Below are 20,218 nucleotides of genomic sequence, written 5' to 3' on the forward strand. Positions count from 1 at the left end.
TTTTACTCAGCGACAGCCCAATTGGTTAAAATCTACGCATGCATATCGGTCCCTGGCACCTTCCCAACCCTGTTTTTGTCGCCCCCATGGCGGGAGTGACCGATCGTCCTTTCCGACAGCTTTGCAAGCGGTTGGGGGCGGGTTATGCCGTTTCTGAAATGGCCGCCAGCAACCCTAAACTCTGGAACAGCGTCAAAACCTCGCGCCGTCTTAACCATGAAGGCGAAATAGACCCCATCGCGGTCCAGATTGCCGGTGCAGCCCCTGACATGATGGCTGAGGCCGCCGTTTTCAACATAGAAAAAGGCGCTCGCATCATCGACATCAATATGGGCTGTCCCGCCAAAAAAGTCTGCAATGTTGCCTCGGGCTCCGCGCTGTTGCGCAATGAGCCGCTGATTGCCCAAATCATAGAACGCGTTGTCAAGGCCTGCTCTCCGTACAACGTGCCGGTTACGCTTAAAACCAGAACCGGCTGGGACCGGGAAAACAAAAACGCCTTGCGTGTGGCGCGTCTTGCCGAAAACCTGGGCATTGCCGCCTTAACGCTACACGGCCGTACCCGCTGCGATTTATACACCGGTCAGGCCGAGTACGACACCATTGCCCAGGTCAAGGCCAACATCTCCATTCCCGTTATTGCAAATGGGGATATCACCGATCCCTACAAGGCAAAATACGTACTAGACTATACCAAAGCAGATGCCATCATGATTGGCCGTGCCGCACAGGGAAACCCCTGGATCTTCCGGGAAATCAATCATTTCCTTGAAACAGGCCAATTACTGCCAAAACCCGGTTACGGGCACATGAAAGCCGTCCTGCTTGAACACCTGCATCATCATTACACCTTCTATGGTGAATACACCGGGGTTCGATCGGCCCGCAAGCATATCGCCTGGTACATCAGCAAACTGCCTGAAGCAGACGCTTTTTGTGACAGGATGAACCGAATCGACAACAGTCATGATCAATACACAGCTGTAGAGCAATGGTTTGATCAGTTGATTATCCACCAAGGGCAGCAACCGGAAACCAGCCCGGCCCACTGAAAATACCCTTGTATTTTTATATCCAATAATATAATTCCACTAATACCGTTACGCCATGAATAATACTCAAAATCTTCAAGAGTGTGTCCGTACCAACCTAGAGCTGTATTTCAAGGAACTCGGTGACAGCAACCCGAGCAATCTTTGGGAAATGGTTAACAACTGCGTTGAAAAACCCCTGCTTGAAGTTGTTATGCAAAAAGCCAACAGCAACCAATCCAAGGCGGCTGAAATGCTTGGCATTACCCGTAATACCCTGCGTAAAAAACTTATCACACATCACTTAATCTAATCACCATGAAACTTTCAACTGCCTTACTTTCGGTTTCAGACAAAACCGGCATTGTCGAATTTGCCCAAGCCCTTTCACAACGTGGCATTAAATTGCTCTCCACCGGTGGCACTGCCGCACTGCTGAAACAGGCCGGTCTTGCCGTTACCGAAGTTGCCGAACACACGGGTTCTCCTGAAATCCTGGATGGCCGGGTCAAAACCCTGCACCCCAAAATTCACGGAGGCCTGCTGGGACGTCGCGATGACGACATCCACCTGAGCACCATGAAAGAACACAATATTGACCCCATCGATCTGCTGGTGGTCAATCTGTATCCTTTCCGTGAAACCATTGCCAAGCCTGGCTGCAGTTTTGCTGACGCGATTGAAAACATCGACATCGGCGGCCCCGCCATGCTGCGTGCCGCGGCCAAAAACCATGGTACTGAAACCGGTGGTGTTACTGTCGTGATTGACCCTGCCGACTACGGCCAGGTCTTGCAGGAAATTGATGCAAATGGCCAAACCTCTTATGCCCTGCGCCTGAAACTGGCCAGCAAGGTATATGCCCACACTGCGGCTTACGACGGCGCCATTACCAACTACTTAACCAGCCTGGCCGATGCCGCTCCGGCACAAAACGCCGAACCGGCCCGCAAGCAATGGCCATCCGTGTTAACCGTGCAGGTTCAACAGCACCAGGAGCTGCGTTACGGCGAAAACCCGCACCAGTCAGCTGCCTTCTACGTAGACCCCAATGCCCCCGAAGGCCTGCTGGGACGCTATCGCCAGTTACAGGGCAAAGAACTGTCGTATAACAATATTGCCGACTCCGATGCCGCCTGGGAATGTGTGCGCACTTTCGAAGCACCCGCCTGCGTCATTGTCAAGCACGCCAACCCTTGTGGTGTAGCCGTGGCCGAATCGGCTGTAGCCGCTTACCAGAAAGCCTTCAAGACCGATCCCACCTCCGCTTTTGGCGGCATTATTGCCTTTAACCGTCAGGTTGACCTGGCCACTGCACAAGCGGTTAGCGAACAATTCATGGAAGTTCTGCTGGCCCCTTCCTACACAGCCGAAGCCTTGGAGCTGCTGGCTGCCAAGAAAAATGTTCGTGTCCTTGAACTGGCCATGGGCAATGGCAAAAACGACTTTGACATCAAACGCGTGGGCGGTGGCTGGCTGGTCCAGGACCCCGATGCTTTTGACCTGGATACCAGCGCCCTGAAAGTGGTCACCAAAAAACAACCCACCGAACAACAAATGCAAGATCTTCTGTTCGCCTGGAATGTGGCCAAATTCGTCAAGTCAAACGCCATCGTGTTTTGTGCCAACGGCATGACTATGGGTGTAGGTGCTGGCCAGATGAGCCGTATCGACTCTGCCCGCATTGCTTCCATCAAAGCTGAAAATGCCGGTCTTTCCCTGGAAAACTCCGCTGCTGCATCCGATGCTTTCTTCCCGTTCCGTGATGGCCTTGATGTCATCGTTGCCGCTGGTGCCAACTGCATCATTCAACCGGGTGGCAGCATCCGCGACGATGAGGTGATTGCCGCTGCCGATGAACACGGCATTGCCATGGTCTTCACCGGCACACGCCATTTCCGCCACTAATTGGCAATGCGCATACTTGGTATTGACCCTGGCCTTCGACGCACCGGTTTCGGTGTGATTGAGGCCAGCGGTATGCGCATTCAATATGTGGCCAGCGGAACCATCGTGGTGCCCACCGAGCTGCCTCTTTACCAGCGCCTCAAGGCCATTCTGGATAATATTCGTGAAGTGATCCAGACGCACCGGCCTGATGACTCGGCGCTGGAAAAAGTATTTGTTAATACCAACCCGGTATCCACGCTTTTGCTGGGGCAGGCCCGCGGTGCCGCCATGTGTGCCCTGGCAGACAGCAATCTGAACGTCAGCGAATACACGGCCCTGCAAATCAAGAAAGCCGTTGTGGGCAACGGGCACGCCAAAAAAGAGCAGGTGCAACTCATGGTTCAACACTTGCTGTCCCTGAATGGCTTGCCCTCATCCGACTCGGCCGATGCCCTGGCCTGTGCCATCTGTCATGCCCACGCCAATCCCCTGCTGCAAAAGCTCAAATCCCACGAGAAAAGCCAGCTGAGCCACCAATCGCGCATGCGGGCTGGCAGGCTGATTGGTTAACCTCTTTTTATATTGCATTACATATTATGATCGGACGTCTTACCGGAACCCTTATAGAGAAACTGCCGCCTACTGTCTGTCTGGATGTCAATGGGGTCGGTTACGATATTGATGTTCCCATGAGTACCCTGTACGACTTACCCGAATTGGGTGCCAAAGTCACCCTGTACACGCATTTGGCGGTCCGGGAAGATGCCCACACCCTGTTTGGTTTTCTGCATGCGGCAGAAAGAAGCACATTCCGGGCCCTGATCAAAGTCAGTGGCATCGGATCACGTACCGCCCTGGCCCTGCTTTCAGGGATGAGCGTAAGCGACCTGGCCAACGCCATCGCCAACCAGGATGCCGCCTTGCTACTTAAGGTTCCCGGCATTGGCAAAAAAACCGCCGAACGCCTTTTGCTTGAACTGCGCGGCAAACTGGGAGATACTCACTCCACACAAATAAATTCAGTCAACCACAGTCAAACCGATATTCTTAATGCCCTGATCGCATTGGGATATTCCGAGCGGGAGTCACAAGCTGCGCTTAAAACCTTGCCTGTTGAAATTACCGTTTCAGAAGGCATCCGTATGGCTTTGAAATCACTGGCAAAATAATTTATTAAATTTTATATACTCAATTTCAAGGAAATAAAATGCGTCCTCAATGGTTTAAAAAAGTTCTTGTTGCCACCGCCATCAGCAGCCTGTGTTTTTCAAGCGCAGCCATGGCCGAGAAAACCCTGAAAATGGCTTATGCCCTGTCTAAAGACTCTCACTATGGTGCCGGTGCCAAGGCCTTTGAAGAGTCTATTGGCAAAAGCACCAATGGTGAAATCAAAATTGAACAGTTTGCCAACAGCGCCCTGGGGGGTGAGCGTGAAGTGATTGAAGGCCTGCAAATCGGTACCGTGGATGCCGCCATTTTATCGACTGGCGCCACGCTGAACTTTGTGCCGCAAACCGGTGTTTTCGACATTCCTTTCCTGTTCCGTGACCTGGATCACGCACGCACCGTACTGGATGGCGAGATCGGCAACAACATGCTGGCTGAATTCCCCAAACGTGGCCTGGTGGCCCTGGCATGGGGTGAGCAGGGTTTCCGTCACCTGACCAACAGCAAACATGCCGTAAAGACACCTGCAGACCTGAAAGGCCTGAAAATCCGCACTACCGAAAACCCGATTCACATTACCGCCTTCAAGGAACTGGGCATGTTGCCAACCCCCATGGCCTGGCCTGAAGTGCAGACCGCCCTGCAGCAAGGCACCATTGATGGCCAGGAAAACCCGCTTTCAGTGATTGTTTCCGCCAAGCTGTCTTCCCAGCAAAAACACCTGTCCCTGACCGGACACGTGTATGGTCCTGCCGTAATTGTGGTTTCCCCCATGGTTTATGACAGCATGTCTGACGAAGACAAGGCAAAACTCAAGGAAGCTGCATTGGCAGCCGCCCAAGGCATGCGCGATTTCGTTGACAATGTAGAAAAAACAGGTCTTGAAACACTGACCAAAGAAGGCATGGAAATCACCCAGGATGTTGATCGTGCCGAATTTGCCAAAATTGTTCACAATGTCTATCCTGAATTCCACAAAAAATTCTCGAAAGAACTGATTGAATCCATCCAGAACACAAAATAAGTTTTTTCTTTTCCTGCGGGGCTGAATGGTTTTTCAGCCCCAACTCTTCAAATTGCCATGAAATCGCTCACTCAATTACTGGACAAGTCTGTCTTCAGACTGGTGTCCATAATGGCGCAATTGCTGCTGCTCTCTGCCGTGATTGCCTCATTCCATCAAGTTGTCAGCCGCTTTGTCTTTGAATCACCCGCCGACTGGACCGAAGTCTGGACCCGCTGCGCCATCATTTGGGTTGTGTTGCTGGGCTTGGTGCTGGCCTGCCGCCAGGGTGCCATGCTTAAAGTGGAAATGCTTGAAAATGCCCTGAATGAAAAACACAAACGCTGGCTGGCGACCCTGGTCATGATTATTACCAGCACCTTCCTGGGCATCCTGACCTGGGTGGGCGCCATGGCTGCCTACCGCTTCCGGTTCCAGACCATTGCAGGACTGGATTTCAGTATTGCCTGGATTTATGCCGCCATTCCCATCGGTTCATTTCTGGCCCTGATCGCCGTGATTATTCACTGGTCACAGGGGTCGGCTGAATCCAACGATGAAATCGCCGCCTTGTAAGGCGCATTGCATTCGTTATCGCTCAATATTCAGGTTGGTTTTATGTCTCAATTAATGATTCTTTCAATGCTGCTGTTTTTTGTCCTGACAGTACCAGTAGCTATTTCCATCGGTCTTGCCAGTATTGTCGGTGTCCAGGTTGCGGGCATTAACTGGCTGGTTATCGCCCAAAAAATCTATGCATCACTGGACTCGTACCCACTGGTGGCCATTCCCTTCTTCATTCTGGCCGGCAACCTCATGGAAGCGGGAGGCATATCCACAAGGATGGTCAATTTCGCCAAAAGCCTGGTAGGCAACATGCAAGGCGGTCTGGCGTGCAGTTGCGTGATTACCTGCATGATCTTTGCCGCCGTGGCCGGTTCAAGCGTGGCAACCACTTTTGCCGTGGGCGCCATCTTAATTCCCGCCATGGTCAAGCATGGCTATCCCAAACCTTTTGCCGCTTCTTTGCAGGCTACCGCTGCCGAACTCGGGGTCATTATTCCGCCATCGGTTCCCATGATTTTGTTTGCGGTGTCCACCGAAACCGATGTGGGCGAGCTCTTCATTGCCGGTATCCTGCCAGGCATGCTAATTGCTTTTGCCCTGGTTATTTATGTATGGCTATATGCCAAACGCAATGGCTATGGTAAAAACGATGGCGAAGGCCGTCTGGGCATCTGGGAATCCTTCAGGCAGGCATGGCTGGCCCTGCTCATGCCCGTAATTATTCTGGGCGGCATTTATGGCGGCATCTTTACCCCTACCGAAGCATCGGTGGTGGCTGTCGTTTATGCCCTGATCGTGAGTATCTTCATTTATCGCACAATTGGTTTTGGGCAGCTGTCGGAAACCTTCCGTAAAACCGTGATTGCCACCGCCGTCATCATGTTCGTGATTGCCAATGCCGGTCTTTTCGGCTTCCTGCTTAACCGTGCCGGGGTACCCAATGCCCTGGGAGAGTGGCTGAGCATGCTGTTCAGCGACAAAGTCAGCTTCCTGCTGGGCGTGAACATTGCCCTGTTCTTTATTGGTATGTTCATTGAAACTTCAGCCTCTATCGTGGTGCTGGCCCCGTTACTGCTGCCTGTTGCAATCAAGTTTGGCGTTGACCCTACCCACTTCGGGATCATCATGGTGGTTAACCTGGCCCTTGGCATGATTACCCCACCGTTTGGCGTTAACCTGTTTGCTGCATGTACGGTGGCCAAACTGCCCATCGAAAAGCTGATCAAACCCCTGATTCCTTTTGTGGGCGTCACGGTATTGTGCCTGATGATCATCACTTATGTACCTGAGATTGCCCTGGTACTGCGTGATCTGGCTTACCGCTAAGCAGCAATTAAAAACCGGCCTTATGGCAACATAAGACCGACTGTGCATCAAAGACATCGCTGTATGGACATACAGTCTCCAAAAGAGATTACAATACAGCGATGTCTTTTTCCATTATTGCGCAGCACGACCATGGCCATTTTTAACGATTCCTTATCAAGCAGTCCGCCCGCCAGGATTGTTTCCCCACAAGCCAGTTCACCCAATGAGGAATCGGTTGAACGCGCCCTGCGCCCCAAATCCCTGGCCGAATATACCGGCCAGCACCGGGTTCGCGAACAGCTTGAAATTTTCATCACCGCTGCCCGCAAACGTCAGGAGTCCCTGGATCATGTCCTGTTATTTGGGCCTCCGGGGCTGGGCAAAACCACACTCGCCCATATTATTGCCCATGAAATGGGCTCCCAGTTAAGGCAAACCTCAGGCCCGGTTTTGGAGCGCCCGGGCGACCTGGCCGCCCTGCTAACCAATCTTGAAGCCAATGATGTGCTTTTCATTGATGAAATCCATCGCCTGTCGCCAGTGGTTGAGGAAATCCTTTACCCTGCCCTGGAAGACTTCCAGATTGATATTCTGATTGGCGAGGGTCCGGCTGCACGCAGTGTCAAAATCGACTTGCAACCCTTTACCCTGGTGGGCGCCACTACGCGTGCAGGCATGCTGACCAACCCCTTGCGCGACCGCTTCGGGATTGTTGCCCGGCTGGAATTCTACAACACCGAAGACCTGACTCAAATTGTCAGCCGCAGTGCCGCTTTGCTAAACACCACCATGACCGAAGACGGGGCACGGGAAATTGCCCGGCGGGCCCGGGGTACGCCACGCATTGCCAACCGCCTGCTACGCCGGGTGCGCGATTATGCCGATGTCAAATCGGATGGTGTGGTAACGGTAGAGTCGGCCAGTGCCGCCTTAAGCATGCTGGAGGTTGATCCGCAAGGCCTGGATTTAATGGACCGAAAACTGCTGGACACCATCATTCATAAATTTGACGGAGGCCCGGTTGGGGTTGATAACCTGGCCGCTGCCATTGGCGAAGAACGCGACACGATTGAAGATGTGATAGAACCTTATTTAATCCAGCACGGTTACCTGCAAAGAACCCCACGCGGGCGCATTGCCACGCTAACCACCTGGCGCCACCTGGGGCTGCAACCCCCTTCACGAGGTGAAGACGGAAAGCTGTTTTAAGCCTGTATCCCCATTCCCACACTGGAGCATCGCTTCTTCTGGTTCAGAATGCGTAAAACGTGAGGCGCTATCACCACATGGTGGGATCCGCTCAACACTACATTTGATCAAGAAATTCAATAATCGCTTCGCCGTAAGCCTCTAACTTATGCGCCCCCACCCCGCTGACAAAACTTAAATCTTCAAGCGTTTCCGGGTTATTCAGGGCAATCTGCCGCAAGGTGGCATCATTGAAAATCACATAGGCTGGCACTTCATGTTCCCGGGCAATGGCCAGCCGCCATTTTTTAAGCTGGACGAAGCGCTCCTCGGCTTCGGGCGGAAGACTGATAACCGGCTTCCTGGCTTTGGGCATAATGTTGCGTGACTTGGATGCCATGCGCTCGGACTCCTGACGTAGCATCAGCACCTCTTCACCCTTGAGCACCGCCCGGCTTTTTTCCGTTAATGCCAGGGTGCCATAACCTTCGATATCCAGTGCCAGATAATGATTGGCCAGCAACTGTCGCAATACGCTACGCCAGGCCGAATCGCTTAAATCCTGTCCCACCCCGAATACACTTAATGTATCGTGCTGGTTTTGCGTCACGCGGTCGGTTTTCTTGCCCCGCAAGATATCAATAATGTGACCTGCTCCAAAACGCTGTCCACGTTCTTTAAACAGGCGATAAACCGTCGACAGGATTTTTTGTGCGGCCACCGTGCCATCCCACATTTTGGGCGGGCTCAGGCACACATCACAATTGCCGCAAGGCTCGATATGCTGGTCAAAATAAGCCAGCAAACGAACCCGCCGGCACTGGGCGGTTTCGCAAAGCCCCAGCATGGCATCCAGCTGGGCCGCAGAACGACGCTTGAAGATTTCATCGCCATTTGAATCCTCAATCATTTTTCTTTGCTGCACCACATCTTGCAGGCCGTAAGCCATCCAGGCGGTGGCTGCCAGGCCATCACGTCCGGCACGGCCGGTTTCCTGGTAATAGCCCTCGACCGACTTGGGCAGATCAATATGCGCCACAAAACGGACATCGGGCTTGTTAATACCCATGCCAAAGGCAATGGTGGCCACCATGACCAGATCATCTTCCTGCTGGAAACGGGCCTGGTGTTCGGCCCGACGGGCCACATCCAGACCGGCATGATAAGGCAGGGCCTTAATCCCTTCCTTATTCAGGAATTTGGCAATATCTTCGGTTTTATTGCGTGACAGGCAATACACAATACCCGAGTCACCCATATGCTCTTGACGGATAAACTGCAGTAACTGGCGACGGACATCATGCTTTTCAACAATGTGATAAGTGATATTGGGCCGGTCAAAACTGGCAATAAACTGCCTGGCATTATCCAGCGCCAGACGCTGGATGATTTCCTGGCGGGTATGAGTGGTGGCGGTGGCAGTTAAGGCAATGCGTGGCACATCGGGCCAGCGCTCGTGCAAAATGGACAGCCCCATATATTCAGGGCGGAAGTCATGCCCCCATTGGGATACACAATGGGCTTCATCAATCGCGAACAGGGATATTTGCCCCTGGCTTAACAATTGCAGGCAACGTTCACCCAGCAGGCGTTCGGGAGCAATATAAAGCAGGTCCAGCTCACCCCGCAAGAAGTCTCGCTCTACCGCGCGGATTTCCGACCAATCAAGGGTGGAATTCAGGTAAGCCGCCTGCACACCCAGCTCTTTGAGGGCATCCACCTGGTCTTTCATTAAGGCAATCAACGGAGACACCACAATAGCGCATCCTTGCCTGACCAAGGCAGGCACCTGGTAACACAAGGACTTGCCGGCACCGGTGGGCATCAGGACAAGCGCATCCCCACCAGAAACAAGATGTTCGACAATGGCCTGCTGTTCGCCCCGGAAAGATTCGTAGCCAAAGACCGTTTGTAAAACCTGGCTGGCTGAAGATAGTGACACTGCTGAAATATGCTGTAGTTGATTTAACCGTTATTAAAACAATTCTGAACCAGAAAAGTCGTATGATGTTGACATTATAGTCAATGCTGAACAACAGAAATGAAAAAATCCGTTTTTTACAAATTGCTGGCGGCTGTCTTGGCCAGTACCTGCGCTACCGCCGCACTGGCCAAAATTCCGGTTCATGTCAGTGGCAACACCCCCAATGATGCCATTGGCACCCATATCGTTGCGCAACTGCAAAACCGGATCATGATGTCCCCTGTCCTGCAACTGGTTAACCACCCGGACCAGGCAGTGGCCCGGGTAAGACTGATTGGCGCAGATCCTAACCGTGACGGCCGCTTTACCGCACTGGCCGAAAACGTGGATATCGTCAATGTGCCTGCCCCCCATGCAGCCTGGCTGAATATCCAGCAACATATCCGCATCTGTCTGTCAGAGTCCAGCGAAACATGTACCCAACAAATTTATACCGACCTTGAAGCAGTGGCCAGGCAATACGGGCCACAGTTGCAACAAAAACTGGGCCGTTGAAATTTGATCTTTATCATTAAACCCGGAACCAGCCGCCAATGTTGTCACTGGCGCAAGCCTGCCTGTTTATAATGTTGCCTTGTTTCAGTAAAACCAATCAACAGGCAAAGAAAAAACATGAAAATCGCTATCGCCGGAGCCGGCCTGTCAGGCCGTTTGCTCGCTTTTGTTTTGTCATCACAGGGTCACCAGGTAAGTGTGTTTGACCCGGCCCCATCCATGTCCAGTCCGGTTGCCGCCGGCTGGACGGCCGCAGGCATGCTGAGCCCGATTGCCGAACTGGAAAGCGGTGATGAAAACGTCTTTCAGCTGGGCAAGCGATCGCTGGATTTATGGGCAAACCTGGTTCCCCGCCTGAGTCTGCCGGTTGAGTTGCACTTTAAAGGAAGTCTGCTGGTGGCGCACCGCGGTGATGAAGGTGCCGCAGACCGGCTGGTCTCCCTGCTTAGGGCAAAAGCCCCCGAACACGATCAGCCCCAACCCCTGCCACGCCAGGAACTGGCCCGACTGGAGCCATCCATACAAGGCCCCTCCCACACCTGGCTGCTGGCCAACGAAGGCCAGATTCATACGGTACAGGCCATGCAGGCGTTGGCGGCATCTGCCCTGAATGTGCAATGGCACTGGAACCGGCCGGTTACCTTGCTGACGCCGCATACCATTCATACCGGCACCGAAAAACATACCTTCGACTGGGTTTTTGATACCCGTGGCGTTGGTGCCCGTGACAAACCCATGCATAACCATGCCGAACTTTCCTGCCAGAATGTACGGGGCGTGCGCGGAGAAATTTTCTGGGTCCAGGCACCAGGCGTCAGTTTGCACCGTCCCATTCGCCTGCTTCACCCCCGCTACCGGGTTTATATTGTTCCGCGCGCACCCGATACCATCGTGGTCGGTGCCAGTGAAATCGAAAGCGAAGACCGCTCCCCCGTTTCAGTCCGTACCACGGTTGAACTGCTGGCTGCCGCCCACAGTATTCTACCGGAAATCGCCGAAGGCAGAATCATTCACTCGGAAGTCAACCTGCGCCCCGCCCTGGCTGACAACTTTCCGCGCATTGAAACCGAGCCTGGCCTGACCCGCATTAACGGCTTGTTTCGCCATGGCTGGCTAATCGCACCCGCTCTGGTTGAAAACGCCTTAAAATCGGTCTTTTCCGCTGACTTTTCTTTATTGCAGGTATGACAACAATTTCAATTTCAGTTAATGGTCTTGAGCGCACAGTTGAACAGGGCACTACACTGGCCGCCCTGGTTGAACAATTACAAACCGAAGCCCATCAGGAAACTGACCCAACCGCCGTCGCCACCGCCGTCAATGAAATTTTCGTTTCCCGTTCGGCACGTGAAACCTATACATTGCAAGCCAACGATGCCGTCTTCACCTTTTCACCCATTACCGGTGGCTAAGCAGGAATAATATGTCATTCACTATTGCAGATACCCTGCTGTCCAGTCGTTTTTTTCTTGGCACAGCCGGCTACCCCTCACCCAAGGTTTTACAGGATGCCATCGCCGCCTCGGGCGCACAGGTGGTTACCGTTGGCCTTAAACGCCAGCTTGCCCCCGGACAAAATCCCTTGAGCAAAAGCACGACCGACGGGGTGTCCAATGCTTTTTTCCAAATACTCAAACAAAATGGTGCCCGGCTTCTGCCCAACACGGCTGGCTGCAAAACCGCCCGAGAGGCCATTACCCTGTCGCATATGGCACGGGAAATTTTTGATACCAATTGGATCAAACTTGAAGTAATTGGTGATGACTACACCTTGCAGCCCGATCCGATTGAACTCATTAACGCCGCCACGCAACTGGTCAAGGACGGTTTTGAGGTTTTCCCATATTGCACCGATGACCTGGTGACTTGCAACCGCCTGCTGGATGCCGGTTGCCGCATTTTAATGCCATGGGGCGCCCCCATTGGCTCGGGCCAGGGACTGGTTAACCCCTTTGCCCTAAGAACCTTGCGTGCCCGCCTGCCCAATGTGCCGCTGGTGGTAGACGCCGGCATTGGCTCCCCGGTTGATGCGGTGAAAGCCATGGAACTGGGCTTTGATGCAGTCCTGTTAAATTCCGCCGTTGCACAATCGCATGATCCGGTCAAAATGGCCGAAGCGTTCAAACTGGCCATTCAATCGGGCCGGATGGCTTATGAAGCCGGCATTATGGCCAGACAGGATATGGCCACACCCACCACCCCCGTAACCGGCAGGCCGTTCCTGCTGTAATGTTATCTGCCGTTAACAGGCAGCACGCATTTTGTCCTGCCTGCCGGCATTTACACCAGCCACATCAGGAAACCGTAAGCCAGCATCCCCACCAACATGGCCAGGCCGGTGTTTTTGGCCGCCTTCAGCACGCCAACCAGAATCAGCACCGCCAGCACATAAGCGCCCACCTCCTGCCAGGACGTGGTTTCTGCCAGCCCCGAATACAGCACCACTGTAGTGGTTGACACCAGCAAGGCCGGTCCCATGATGGCAAACCGGCCCGAATTCAGGCGTGACAGCAAGCGGCTGCGCTGCATCAGAACAAACGGCAGGGCCCGCATCAAATAAGTGAACACGCCCATGGCCACCATGGCAATCACATATTCATACTTTTGCATTGTCTTCTCCGGGCGTATAAAACAGGCAGGCCCCAAAAGCCCCCACCAGAATGGCCAGGGTTGGGAAGCCCAGTGAGACCACCCCTATCGTAATCACGACACCGGCAGCCATGGCCTTTAACATATGATGTTGAATACTTTGCACCGTGACCGCCACAAACATGGCCGGCAAGGCAAACCCCAGGGTTTTTTCAACCACCGGAAAAGCCTTTAATAATTCATCACCGGCAAACACACCAATGGCCGTACCAGTAGCCCAGGACAGCCAGGCCAATATGCCCAGGCCCATATACCAACTGCCACGGGCCGCATTTTCCACCTTACCCATGCCCACATAACAGGTCGCAAACACCTCATCGGTGAGGTAAAACGCCTTGACCAGACGATTCTTCAGCCCTTTGGGCAGGTATTTTTCAATAATCGGACCATACAAAAGATGACGGGCATTAAGCAAGGTCACCAATAAAACCATGGTCACCAGCGGCGTGCCCAATTGCAAGGATGCCAGGATAAAAAATTGCCCGGCCCCCGCATAGACAATCAATGACGTGGCAATGAGCTCCCAGGCACTTAAACCCAAACTGGCACCCGCTATGCCAAACGCCATGGCAACGGGAATATAGCCCAGCATGATGGGCAGCCCCGCGCGCAGGCCCCGGCCAAAATAATTCAACTGACTCATTCTGATGATTGCTTTTGTTAGTTTGCTTCAGGAAAAAGGTGAGATATTACACCATTGCCATGACAGCCTGCCGTAAAAAGCGTTTTACTCCCAGATTACCAGCTGTTTACCTGGCACCAGTGGATGGGCAATGGCCTGCCCGTAAATGCCATACACCGCATGCAGATTCTCTCGGGTCAGCACTTTTTCGGGGGTATCGCAGGCAATCAGCCTGCCCTCGCATAGCAGGGCAAGCCGGTCACAATAACGGGCGGCAAGATTCAGGTCATGCAAAATAATAAGCACACCGATGTTTTCCTGGCGGGCCAGCTTGCCCAGGGTCCTTAATAATTGCTGCTGGTGTTTGGGGTCCAGGCTTGACGTGGGTTCATCCAGCAAGACATAACGGGCCGCTGTGTCCTGTTCACGTAGGGCCAGCAACTGCACCAGCACCCGGGCAAACTGGACCCGCTGCCGCTCTCCGCCAGAAAGGGTCTGGTAGTTACGCATTTGTAAACTCTGCACATCGGCCCATTGCAGGGCCTGCTCAAGCAAAGTCGTGGCCTGTTCCTGCGTTATCCCTGCAAACGGGTACATGCCCATTTCAATAATTTCCAGCACGCTCATATCAAAGGTCAGCGAGGCATTTTGCGGCAATACAGCTCGCCGCCGGGCGCATTCGGTCGCGCTCAAGCTGGAAATATCCGTCCCGTTAAGGGTAACGGCCATGCGCTCATGCGCAGTCAGTCCCTGCTTCATTTCACCGGCCAACACCGACAGCAGCGTTGACTTGCCGGCACCATTGGCACCCAGCAAAGCCAGTACCTGCCCGCTTTCAATGGAAAGGGAAACATTATCAAGAATACGTCGTTGCTGCCGATAAACACGCAGCGACTTACCTTTCATGGCACTTGTCATTATTACCTCTTGATCTGGCGAATCAATAGCCAGAGAAAAAACGGGCCGCCAATCAGGCTGGTCACCAGCCCAATGGGCAGTTCTGAAGGCAGGATAATGGTACGGGCCACCCAGTCAGCCCAAATCAGGGCCAGGCCGCCCCCCAAAAAGGAAGCCGGCAACAGATAACGATGATTGGCACCAATAACCATCCGCATAATATGCGGCACGACCAGACCCACAAAACCAATGCCCCCCGTAACCGCCACCAACGGACCAATCAACAGGGCCACACAAACAATCAGCCGGCGCCGCAAAGCCTGCATGGAAAAACCCAGATGCTCCACTTCCCGCTCTCCGAGCAGCAAGGCATTCAGGGCTTTCCATTGCCGGACGGCATAAACGGAAAGAACGACCGTCCAGGGCAGCATAAAACCCAGTGTAGACCAGGACGCAGCCGCCAGGCTGCCCATGCTCCAGAAGGTCAGGTCCCGCAGTTCGTTATCGGTGGCTATATAACTGAGCAGGCCGATAAGGCTGCCGGTAATGGCATTAATCGCAATACCCGCCAGCAACAGACCCGCCACCCCGGGAAAACGGCACCCTACCCAATAGGCCAGCCAGGTACAAAGCAGACTGCCGGCAAATGCCGCCAGGGCAATACCCCAGAAGCCGGTGTTGGCCAACACAATAACCAGCACCGCCCCCAAGGCTGCCCCAGACGAGACACCAATCAGACCGGGCTCTGCCAGCGGATTCCTGAACAGGGCCTGCATGACCACTCCCGACAGGGCCAGCGCGGCTCCCGCCACCAGGCCAAAGAGGACGCGTGGCAGGCGGATATCAAGCAGCACGGCCTGCATCAGGCGCTGGCTTTCGGGTACCTGCCCCCATAGCAAAGCGGGAATATCCGCAAAAGGAATGGCAACCGCGCCACTGCTGGCAGACCCGATCAGGCTGATCACCACCAGTAGGGCCAAAACAAAAATAATGCGGACTGAAAACAGGTTTTTCCGGTAATGACTACTGTGCTGCATTTGATGCCAGTTTAAGTTGTTCAATAGCCTGGGCGACACGTGGCCCCAGACCCAGGGCGAGAAGATCATCCATGACGACAATCCGTTTGTTAATGGCTGCCGGTGTTGTGGCAATGGCAGGATGCCTGAGGAACTTTTCCAGGCCGCCACTGGCCTGCACCGATCCCTCAGTGACAATGATAAGCTCAGGTCCGAAATTCACCAAGCTTTCTGCCGATACCGGTTTATATCCTTTTTGTGCCGGTTCCAGTACATTGCTCAAGCCGGCCAACGACATCAGGGCGGAAGCGGCGGTATGGCTGCCAGCTGCCTGAAGGGTGCCAGTCCGGTTAATAATCAGGGCCGCCTTCAGGTTTTTGCCTGGCCGGGCCTGCGCCCGGGCCACCGCGGCACGGATTTGTTCAATAAGCGCATCCCCCTTGTCCTCGGCAGATAAAACCCTGGCAATTTCACTCACCCGCTCGTACAGGGATTCCAGGCTGGCGCGGTCGGATACCTTGACAACCTCAACACCCAGTTTACTGATGCTTTCCAATGCCTGCGCGGGTCCCGCGTTTTCCGAAGCCAGGATCAGGTCCGGATGCATGGCCACCACCCCTTCAACGGGTACGGCACGATAATAACCCACCCGGGGCAGGCGAGTGGCTGCCTCGGGATACAGACTGGAAAGGTCATCGGCAATCAGGCGCTCACCCAGCCCCAGCTCATACACAATCTCGGTCACCGAACCACCCAGGGTAATGACCCGTTCTTTATTGGCGGCCAAAGCCATGGGTACAAAAAACAGCCCCAATAAAAACAGCAGTATTTTTTTCATGATGGGATCAGGCCGCAAGCGGCTCCTTGCATAAGGATTCCAGTAAATTACGCCAGGCTGGCAATTCGGGGATACCCGGTTTGCGCACGCCAAAAAACTGCACGATCAGTTCACCGGATTTTTCATAAACCTCAAGAGATGTCACCCATCCATCGGTGGTTGGCTTGTTCACCACCCACACAGAATTAATGGCGGATGTATTTAAATGCAAGTTGAATTTCTCATCCAGAATATTGAACCAAGGGCCTGTACGCAACAATTTATGGATCACGCCGGAATGGATCTGCACCATTCCCCGGTTGCCGGTAAAGCACATGATCGGGATTTCCTGTTCTACACTGAGTTGCAACATCCGTTCAACGGCATCATGATCCACCTGCTGGGCCAAGTCATCGCCCGCCGCCTGCAAGGCGGTCATGCGGGAGACATTCCATTTTTTTAATAAAGGAAAAAACGCATGGGTATCTTTCATACCCAACCAGTCATCGCGCAACTGGTCCGGAGCCTGCTCAGAAAGACCGGTTTGCCCGGGCTCGGGCGCCGTGACGGCCGGTACCTGTACCAAATCGGTCCTGAAACGCGCTACCAACGCCTCATAAGCCTGCCTGTCTGTCTTTTCAGTGCCGTAAACCTTATGAATCGCCATACCGGTTTCATCAAAAAACTGGATACTGAACCGCCCGTTCTGCCTGACTGCCCAGGCCGTTTTCCAACAGGCAAAAAACATCCGTAAATCAATATCCGGCCCCAGGACGATGCCAATAGAGGCCTTGCCCACCTGGATATCTTCAAACAGGCCATGCCGCTCATGCACGCACCATTCATTGCGGGTCAAGACCATCACCTCGCCCAAGGTGTCCAGCTGTTTAAAAATCTCCTTGATATCGGTACCCAGATAAACCGCTTCGGCATCGCAGCATTGAGCGGCCAGCAACTGCATTTCACTGACATTCAGGCGCTCTGCCACATTGCGGATTCGCAACTTGGGTTCCTGCTCCAGCAGGCGCTCACATTGAGTGCGCAAAGATTCAAATGATAAATTCATATATTTTTACCTTAAAATAATTAACATGAGTATGGTTATCAATATTGGTAACTGACAGAGATCGTGGCATGACGTCCCGGTTCGGTGTAATAGTCGATGCCGCGGGAAATCCGGCTGCTACCCGCCGTTGGCACATTCAGGGCATTCCAGTATTTTTTGTCAAATGCATTCATCAGGCCGGCCTGAATGCGCAGTCCCTTCACCGCCTCGGGGGTCCAGTGCGCCACCAGGTCAAGCGTGCCATAACCGGGTGCCTTGAAATCGGGGTAAGGCACCTGCGCGGTCGCATCGGGGTACTTGACCTTGTTGCGTTTGGCCGCCATTGTCCAGATGGCTTCAGCGCCCCACTGTTGGCTTTGGTAGCCCAGCGCCAGGATGCCCTTGAGCGGTGCCACCGAATTCAGGTAATCACCCGTGCTGCGGTCTTTGCCCACCGTCCATGCCACAGAACCCCGGGTATACCAATGGCTATTCATCTTCCAGTAAGCACTGGCCTCAAGCCCATAAATGCGGACACGATCCAGATTGACATGGGTGAATACGCCAAACGGATACAAGCCCTTTTGCATCATTTGCGCATAGATGGAACCGGCCGCCACCGGCACGCCCGATTCAATAAAATTTTTATAGCGCTGATCAAAGAAAGTGAGTGATCCACCTGCCGTCTCCGTATTCACGGCAACACCCCATTCCCATCCGCGACTGGTTTCCGGTTTCAGGGATGCTTCACCCTTGCGCAGGTAATTGGACGATGAACCAAACTGCATATACAACTCGGGGGCGGTAGGTGCCCTGAAACCATGCGCATAACGGGCAAACAAAGCGAGCGTGTCATTAGGATTCCAGGTAAATTCCAGGGATGGCGAAAAATGCCCTCCGCTGCGTTTATCCATTTGCGCCAGGCCACCGTTGGGATTATTCATAAAATCGCCAGCCGCTGATGGGTTCCGCTCGTAATGATCGTAACGCAGGCCCGGCGTAAGGTTGTATTGCCCATTACCCCATGAAAATGTGTTTTTGGCATACGCAAACCAGTCATTGCTTTTAACCTGGGGCACATCAGCCTGGTTGGTATGCAAAAATTCGCAAGAACGGGGACCAAACGGGGCCGGCAACATGGGTGAAACCACAGGGCAATTATCCACCCCTCCTGAATGCTGGCGATAACGGTCGCTGGTAAATCCTGCACCTGCCATCCAATGCGAACGCAACGGTGCTGTCCCCCAATAACCCGATGCATCCATATTCAGGCCCCAGCCTTTTTGCCCTACACTGTTATGGCGGTTATATTCCCCTGACGGAAAACCATATTTGTAAGGATCGCGGGGAATGATATTACCCCTGGCATCTTGCTGGCGATAGGCATTCTGTTCATTAAGCAGGTCGGTCCTGTGCCAGTAAGCCAGCATGGAAAACCGGTCAAGTGCCTCTCCTGCCTGTTCAGACCGGTATTCATAATCCAGCCAGATCCGGTCACGCTTGATTTCTTCTTTATACTGGTTATCGCCAATGTAATAAGTGGATGTATTTTGCTCGCTTAACTTGTCAATATCCCTGTCAAGTCGGAACAGGCTTGCGCCCAGGCCAAGCTGATGCCCGGGTGCCAAATCATGCTCAATCCGGAATAAAGCCGAATTCCGGTGATAATCAGCGGGGTCTTCTTTGGTCCTGTTGTCACCATAACCGCCGGTGCTGGCCTGGTTTTTAATTTCATGCCCCTTTTTATAGGCATACTGGAACAGCATCCGGGTTTTTTCACCCAGCCGGGTAGCCAGCGCCACATCTATGCCCGCACTGTCATCAAGACCCGAATAGGTGGTTTTACCCAAAAAGCCAATATCCTGCCCTTCTGGCAGCAAATCACTGGGCGACAGACTGGTTAAGGCCACCGCAGCTGTCATGGCGTTGGTTTGATTGGCCCCGGGCCCTTTAACAATATCAATCGCTGACAGGGAGTCAAAGTTAATCGCATCAAGCCCCCCTTTTACACCACGGCTGCCATCGCTTAACCATGGCAATGGCACACCATCCTCGGTAAGCCGGATACGGTTGGCATCCAGGCCCCGTATATTCACGCTATTGTTCTGACGATTAAAATTAACACCGGGTGACAAACGTTGCCCCAAATCTGTCCAGCTTTCAATGCCTGCGTTCTGCAATGCTTGGCTGTCTATCCTTTCCACGCGGGGTGTTTCAGCTTCAACCGCTATTGCCTTTACCTGTGGCAAAGTAACGATTTTTTCATTTTGAAGTGCCACTTGTGCAAACACCGGATTGTTGGCCACCAAGCCGGCCAGCATCAGTATCCCTTGATAACGGGATCGAATTGAATACTTCATTTTTATGATTACCTTATTATTCTAAATAACAAAACGAGAATCATTATCATTTGTATTATTATTAATGTCAATATCCTTGATGCAAATCAATATAAAAATATAAAATGATGGGTATTCATATCATCGCAATAAAAATGCAATACTCTATAGTTAAAGATGTCATGTTTCATAAGTGGCTA

21 protein-coding genes are annotated in these 20,218 nt (G+C 53.1%); 13 read left to right on the forward strand and 8 right to left on the reverse strand.

What is annotated here, in order from left to right; translation table 11 throughout:
• The first annotated feature begins 38 nt into the window (after window positions 1-38).
• From dusB to ruvB, 9 genes are all read left to right on the forward strand, one after another.
• Complete coding sequence (gene dusB / locus HCX92_RS12620) at window positions 39-1,052, forward strand: tRNA dihydrouridine synthase DusB (RefSeq protein WP_169295315.1); 1,014 nt, start codon at window positions 39-41, stop codon at window positions 1,050-1,052.
• Between the two features lie 55 nt (window positions 1,053-1,107).
• Window positions 1,108-1,344: a helix-turn-helix domain-containing protein gene (locus HCX92_RS12625; protein WP_169295316.1), complete on the forward strand. Its 237-nt coding sequence runs from the start codon at window positions 1,108-1,110 to the stop codon at window positions 1,342-1,344.
• A gap of 5 nt (window positions 1,345-1,349) precedes the next feature.
• On the forward strand, window positions 1,350-2,939 hold the full coding sequence (gene purH / locus HCX92_RS12630) for a bifunctional phosphoribosylaminoimidazolecarboxamide formyltransferase/IMP cyclohydrolase (RefSeq protein ID WP_169295317.1): 1,590 nt from the start codon (window positions 1,350-1,352) through the stop codon (window positions 2,937-2,939).
• A gap of 6 nt (window positions 2,940-2,945) precedes the next feature.
• Window positions 2,946-3,491, forward strand: coding sequence for a crossover junction endodeoxyribonuclease RuvC (gene ruvC, locus HCX92_RS12635; RefSeq protein WP_169295318.1), 546 nt, complete (start codon window positions 2,946-2,948; stop codon window positions 3,489-3,491).
• A 26-nt stretch (window positions 3,492-3,517) separates the two neighbouring features.
• Window positions 3,518-4,090, forward strand: a complete 573-nt coding sequence (ruvA, locus tag HCX92_RS12640; RefSeq protein ID WP_169295319.1) for a Holliday junction branch migration protein RuvA — start codon at window positions 3,518-3,520, stop codon at window positions 4,088-4,090.
• 38 nt (window positions 4,091-4,128) lie between these two features.
• Window positions 4,129-5,112: a TRAP transporter substrate-binding protein gene (locus HCX92_RS12645; protein WP_169295320.1), complete on the forward strand. Its 984-nt coding sequence runs from the start codon at window positions 4,129-4,131 to the stop codon at window positions 5,110-5,112.
• A gap of 57 nt (window positions 5,113-5,169) precedes the next feature.
• The gene (locus tag HCX92_RS12650; RefSeq protein WP_169295321.1) at window positions 5,170-5,667 is read left to right on the forward strand and encodes a TRAP transporter small permease; all 498 of its coding nucleotides are present in this window, start codon (window positions 5,170-5,172) and stop codon (window positions 5,665-5,667) included.
• A gap of 42 nt (window positions 5,668-5,709) precedes the next feature.
• Window positions 5,710-6,984 carry a TRAP transporter large permease gene (locus HCX92_RS12655; protein WP_169295322.1) on the forward strand — a complete coding sequence of 425 codons (1,275 nt, stop codon included), beginning with the start codon at window positions 5,710-5,712 and terminating at the stop codon, window positions 6,982-6,984.
• 132 nt (window positions 6,985-7,116) lie between these two features.
• On the forward strand, window positions 7,117-8,175 hold the full coding sequence (gene ruvB, locus HCX92_RS12660) for a Holliday junction branch migration DNA helicase RuvB (RefSeq protein WP_169295323.1): 1,059 nt from the start codon (window positions 7,117-7,119) through the stop codon (window positions 8,173-8,175).
• Between the two features lie 97 nt (window positions 8,176-8,272).
• On the opposite strand, the gene recQ is transcribed toward ruvB, so the two are convergent.
• Complete coding sequence (gene recQ / locus HCX92_RS12665) at window positions 8,273-10,096, reverse strand: DNA helicase RecQ (RefSeq protein WP_169295324.1); 1,824 nt, start codon at window positions 10,094-10,096, stop codon at window positions 8,273-8,275.
• Between the two features lie 99 nt (window positions 10,097-10,195).
• On the opposite strand from recQ, the gene HCX92_RS12670 reads away from it, so the two are divergent.
• The 4 genes from HCX92_RS12670 to HCX92_RS12685 all read left to right on the forward strand — a co-directional run bounded on the left by HCX92_RS12670 (window position 10,196) and on the right by HCX92_RS12685 (window position 12,863).
• Window positions 10,196-10,633 carry a hypothetical protein gene (locus tag HCX92_RS12670; protein ID WP_169295325.1) on the forward strand — a complete coding sequence of 146 codons (438 nt, stop codon included), beginning with the start codon at window positions 10,196-10,198 and terminating at the stop codon, window positions 10,631-10,633.
• A 117-nt stretch (window positions 10,634-10,750) separates the two neighbouring features.
• The gene (locus HCX92_RS12675) at window positions 10,751-11,821 is read left to right on the forward strand and encodes an FAD-dependent oxidoreductase (RefSeq protein WP_169295326.1); all 1,071 of its coding nucleotides are present in this window, start codon (window positions 10,751-10,753) and stop codon (window positions 11,819-11,821) included.
• Entirely contained in the window at window positions 11,818-12,045 is a 228-nt protein-coding gene (gene thiS, locus HCX92_RS12680; protein WP_169295327.1) for a sulfur carrier protein ThiS, read from the forward strand. The genes HCX92_RS12675 and thiS overlap by 4 nt, the downstream gene beginning before the upstream one ends.
• Before the next feature lie 11 nt (window positions 12,046-12,056).
• On the forward strand, window positions 12,057-12,863 hold the full coding sequence (locus HCX92_RS12685) for a thiazole synthase (protein WP_169295328.1): 807 nt from the start codon (window positions 12,057-12,059) through the stop codon (window positions 12,861-12,863).
• A gap of 50 nt (window positions 12,864-12,913) precedes the next feature.
• Here the strand turns inward: HCX92_RS12685 and HCX92_RS12690 are convergent, their stop codons facing one another.
• The 7 genes from HCX92_RS12690 to HCX92_RS12720 all read right to left on the reverse strand — a co-directional run bounded on the left by HCX92_RS12690 (window position 12,914) and on the right by HCX92_RS12720 (window position 20,039).
• Window positions 12,914-13,243 (reverse strand): AzlD domain-containing protein, encoded by a 330-nt coding sequence (locus HCX92_RS12690; RefSeq protein WP_169295329.1) that lies wholly within the window; start codon window positions 13,241-13,243, stop codon window positions 12,914-12,916.
• Entirely contained in the window at window positions 13,230-13,925 is a 696-nt protein-coding gene (locus tag HCX92_RS12695) for an AzlC family ABC transporter permease (protein ID WP_169295330.1), read from the reverse strand. Before HCX92_RS12695 ends, HCX92_RS12690 begins: the two co-directional genes overlap by 14 nt.
• A gap of 84 nt (window positions 13,926-14,009) precedes the next feature.
• Window positions 14,010-14,810 (reverse strand): heme ABC transporter ATP-binding protein, encoded by an 801-nt coding sequence (locus HCX92_RS12700; protein ID WP_169295331.1) that lies wholly within the window; start codon window positions 14,808-14,810, stop codon window positions 14,010-14,012.
• A gap of 14 nt (window positions 14,811-14,824) precedes the next feature.
• Entirely contained in the window at window positions 14,825-15,769 is a 945-nt protein-coding gene (locus HCX92_RS12705; protein WP_371808423.1) for a FecCD family ABC transporter permease, read from the reverse strand.
• Window positions 15,770-15,824: 55 nt separating this feature from the next.
• A complete protein-coding gene (locus HCX92_RS12710) occupies window positions 15,825-16,655 on the reverse strand; it encodes a hemin ABC transporter substrate-binding protein (RefSeq protein ID WP_169295333.1) in 831 nt (276 codons plus the stop codon).
• Window positions 16,656-16,662: 7 nt separating this feature from the next.
• Window positions 16,663-17,700 (reverse strand): hemin-degrading factor, encoded by a 1,038-nt coding sequence (locus HCX92_RS12715; protein WP_169295334.1) that lies wholly within the window; start codon window positions 17,698-17,700, stop codon window positions 16,663-16,665.
• Window positions 17,701-17,738: 38 nt separating this feature from the next.
• Complete coding sequence (locus tag HCX92_RS12720) at window positions 17,739-20,039, reverse strand: TonB-dependent hemoglobin/transferrin/lactoferrin family receptor (RefSeq protein WP_169295335.1); 2,301 nt, start codon at window positions 20,037-20,039, stop codon at window positions 17,739-17,741.
• Between the last annotated feature and the right edge of the window lie 179 nt (window positions 20,040-20,218).

This window comes from Advenella sp. EE-W14 (assembly GCF_012923605.1).
Classification (GTDB): Bacteria; Pseudomonadota; Gammaproteobacteria; order Burkholderiales; family Burkholderiaceae_B; genus Advenella; species Advenella alkanexedens.

Excerpts from the sequence above, each read along its gene's own strand:
- dusB (WP_169295315.1), top strand. The coding sequence starts at position 39 with ATGCATATCGGTCCCTGGCACCTTCCCAACCCTGTTTTTGTCGCCCCC.
- HCX92_RS12625 (WP_169295316.1), top strand. The coding sequence starts at position 1,108 with ATGAATAATACTCAAAATCTTCAAGAGTGTGTCCGTACCAACCTAGAG.
- purH (WP_169295317.1), top strand. The coding sequence starts at position 1,350 with ATGAAACTTTCAACTGCCTTACTTTCGGTTTCAGACAAAACCGGCATT.
- ruvC (WP_169295318.1), top strand. The coding sequence starts at position 2,946 with ATGCGCATACTTGGTATTGACCCTGGCCTTCGACGCACCGGTTTCGGT.
- ruvA (WP_169295319.1), top strand. The coding sequence starts at position 3,518 with ATGATCGGACGTCTTACCGGAACCCTTATAGAGAAACTGCCGCCTACT.
- HCX92_RS12645 (WP_169295320.1), top strand. The coding sequence starts at position 4,129 with ATGCGTCCTCAATGGTTTAAAAAAGTTCTTGTTGCCACCGCCATCAGC.
- HCX92_RS12650 (WP_169295321.1), top strand. The coding sequence starts at position 5,170 with ATGAAATCGCTCACTCAATTACTGGACAAGTCTGTCTTCAGACTGGTG.
- HCX92_RS12655 (WP_169295322.1), top strand. The coding sequence starts at position 5,710 with ATGTCTCAATTAATGATTCTTTCAATGCTGCTGTTTTTTGTCCTGACA.
- ruvB (WP_169295323.1), top strand. The coding sequence starts at position 7,117 with ATGGCCATTTTTAACGATTCCTTATCAAGCAGTCCGCCCGCCAGGATT.
- HCX92_RS12670 (WP_169295325.1), top strand. The coding sequence starts at position 10,196 with ATGAAAAAATCCGTTTTTTACAAATTGCTGGCGGCTGTCTTGGCCAGT.
- HCX92_RS12675 (WP_169295326.1), top strand. The coding sequence starts at position 10,751 with ATGAAAATCGCTATCGCCGGAGCCGGCCTGTCAGGCCGTTTGCTCGCT.
- thiS (WP_169295327.1), top strand. The coding sequence starts at position 11,818 with ATGACAACAATTTCAATTTCAGTTAATGGTCTTGAGCGCACAGTTGAA.
- HCX92_RS12685 (WP_169295328.1), top strand. The coding sequence starts at position 12,057 with ATGTCATTCACTATTGCAGATACCCTGCTGTCCAGTCGTTTTTTTCTT.
- HCX92_RS12690 (WP_169295329.1), bottom strand. The coding sequence starts at position 13,243 with ATGCAAAAGTATGAATATGTGATTGCCATGGTGGCCATGGGCGTGTTC.
- HCX92_RS12695 (WP_169295330.1), bottom strand. The coding sequence starts at position 13,925 with ATGAGTCAGTTGAATTATTTTGGCCGGGGCCTGCGCGCGGGGCTGCCC.
- HCX92_RS12700 (WP_169295331.1), bottom strand. The coding sequence starts at position 14,810 with ATGAAAGGTAAGTCGCTGCGTGTTTATCGGCAGCAACGACGTATTCTT.
- HCX92_RS12710 (WP_169295333.1), bottom strand. The coding sequence starts at position 16,655 with ATGAAAAAAATACTGCTGTTTTTATTGGGGCTGTTTTTTGTACCCATG.
- HCX92_RS12715 (WP_169295334.1), bottom strand. The coding sequence starts at position 17,700 with ATGAATTTATCATTTGAATCTTTGCGCACTCAATGTGAGCGCCTGCTG.
- HCX92_RS12720 (WP_169295335.1), bottom strand. The coding sequence starts at position 20,039 with ATGAAGTATTCAATTCGATCCCGTTATCAAGGGATACTGATGCTGGCC.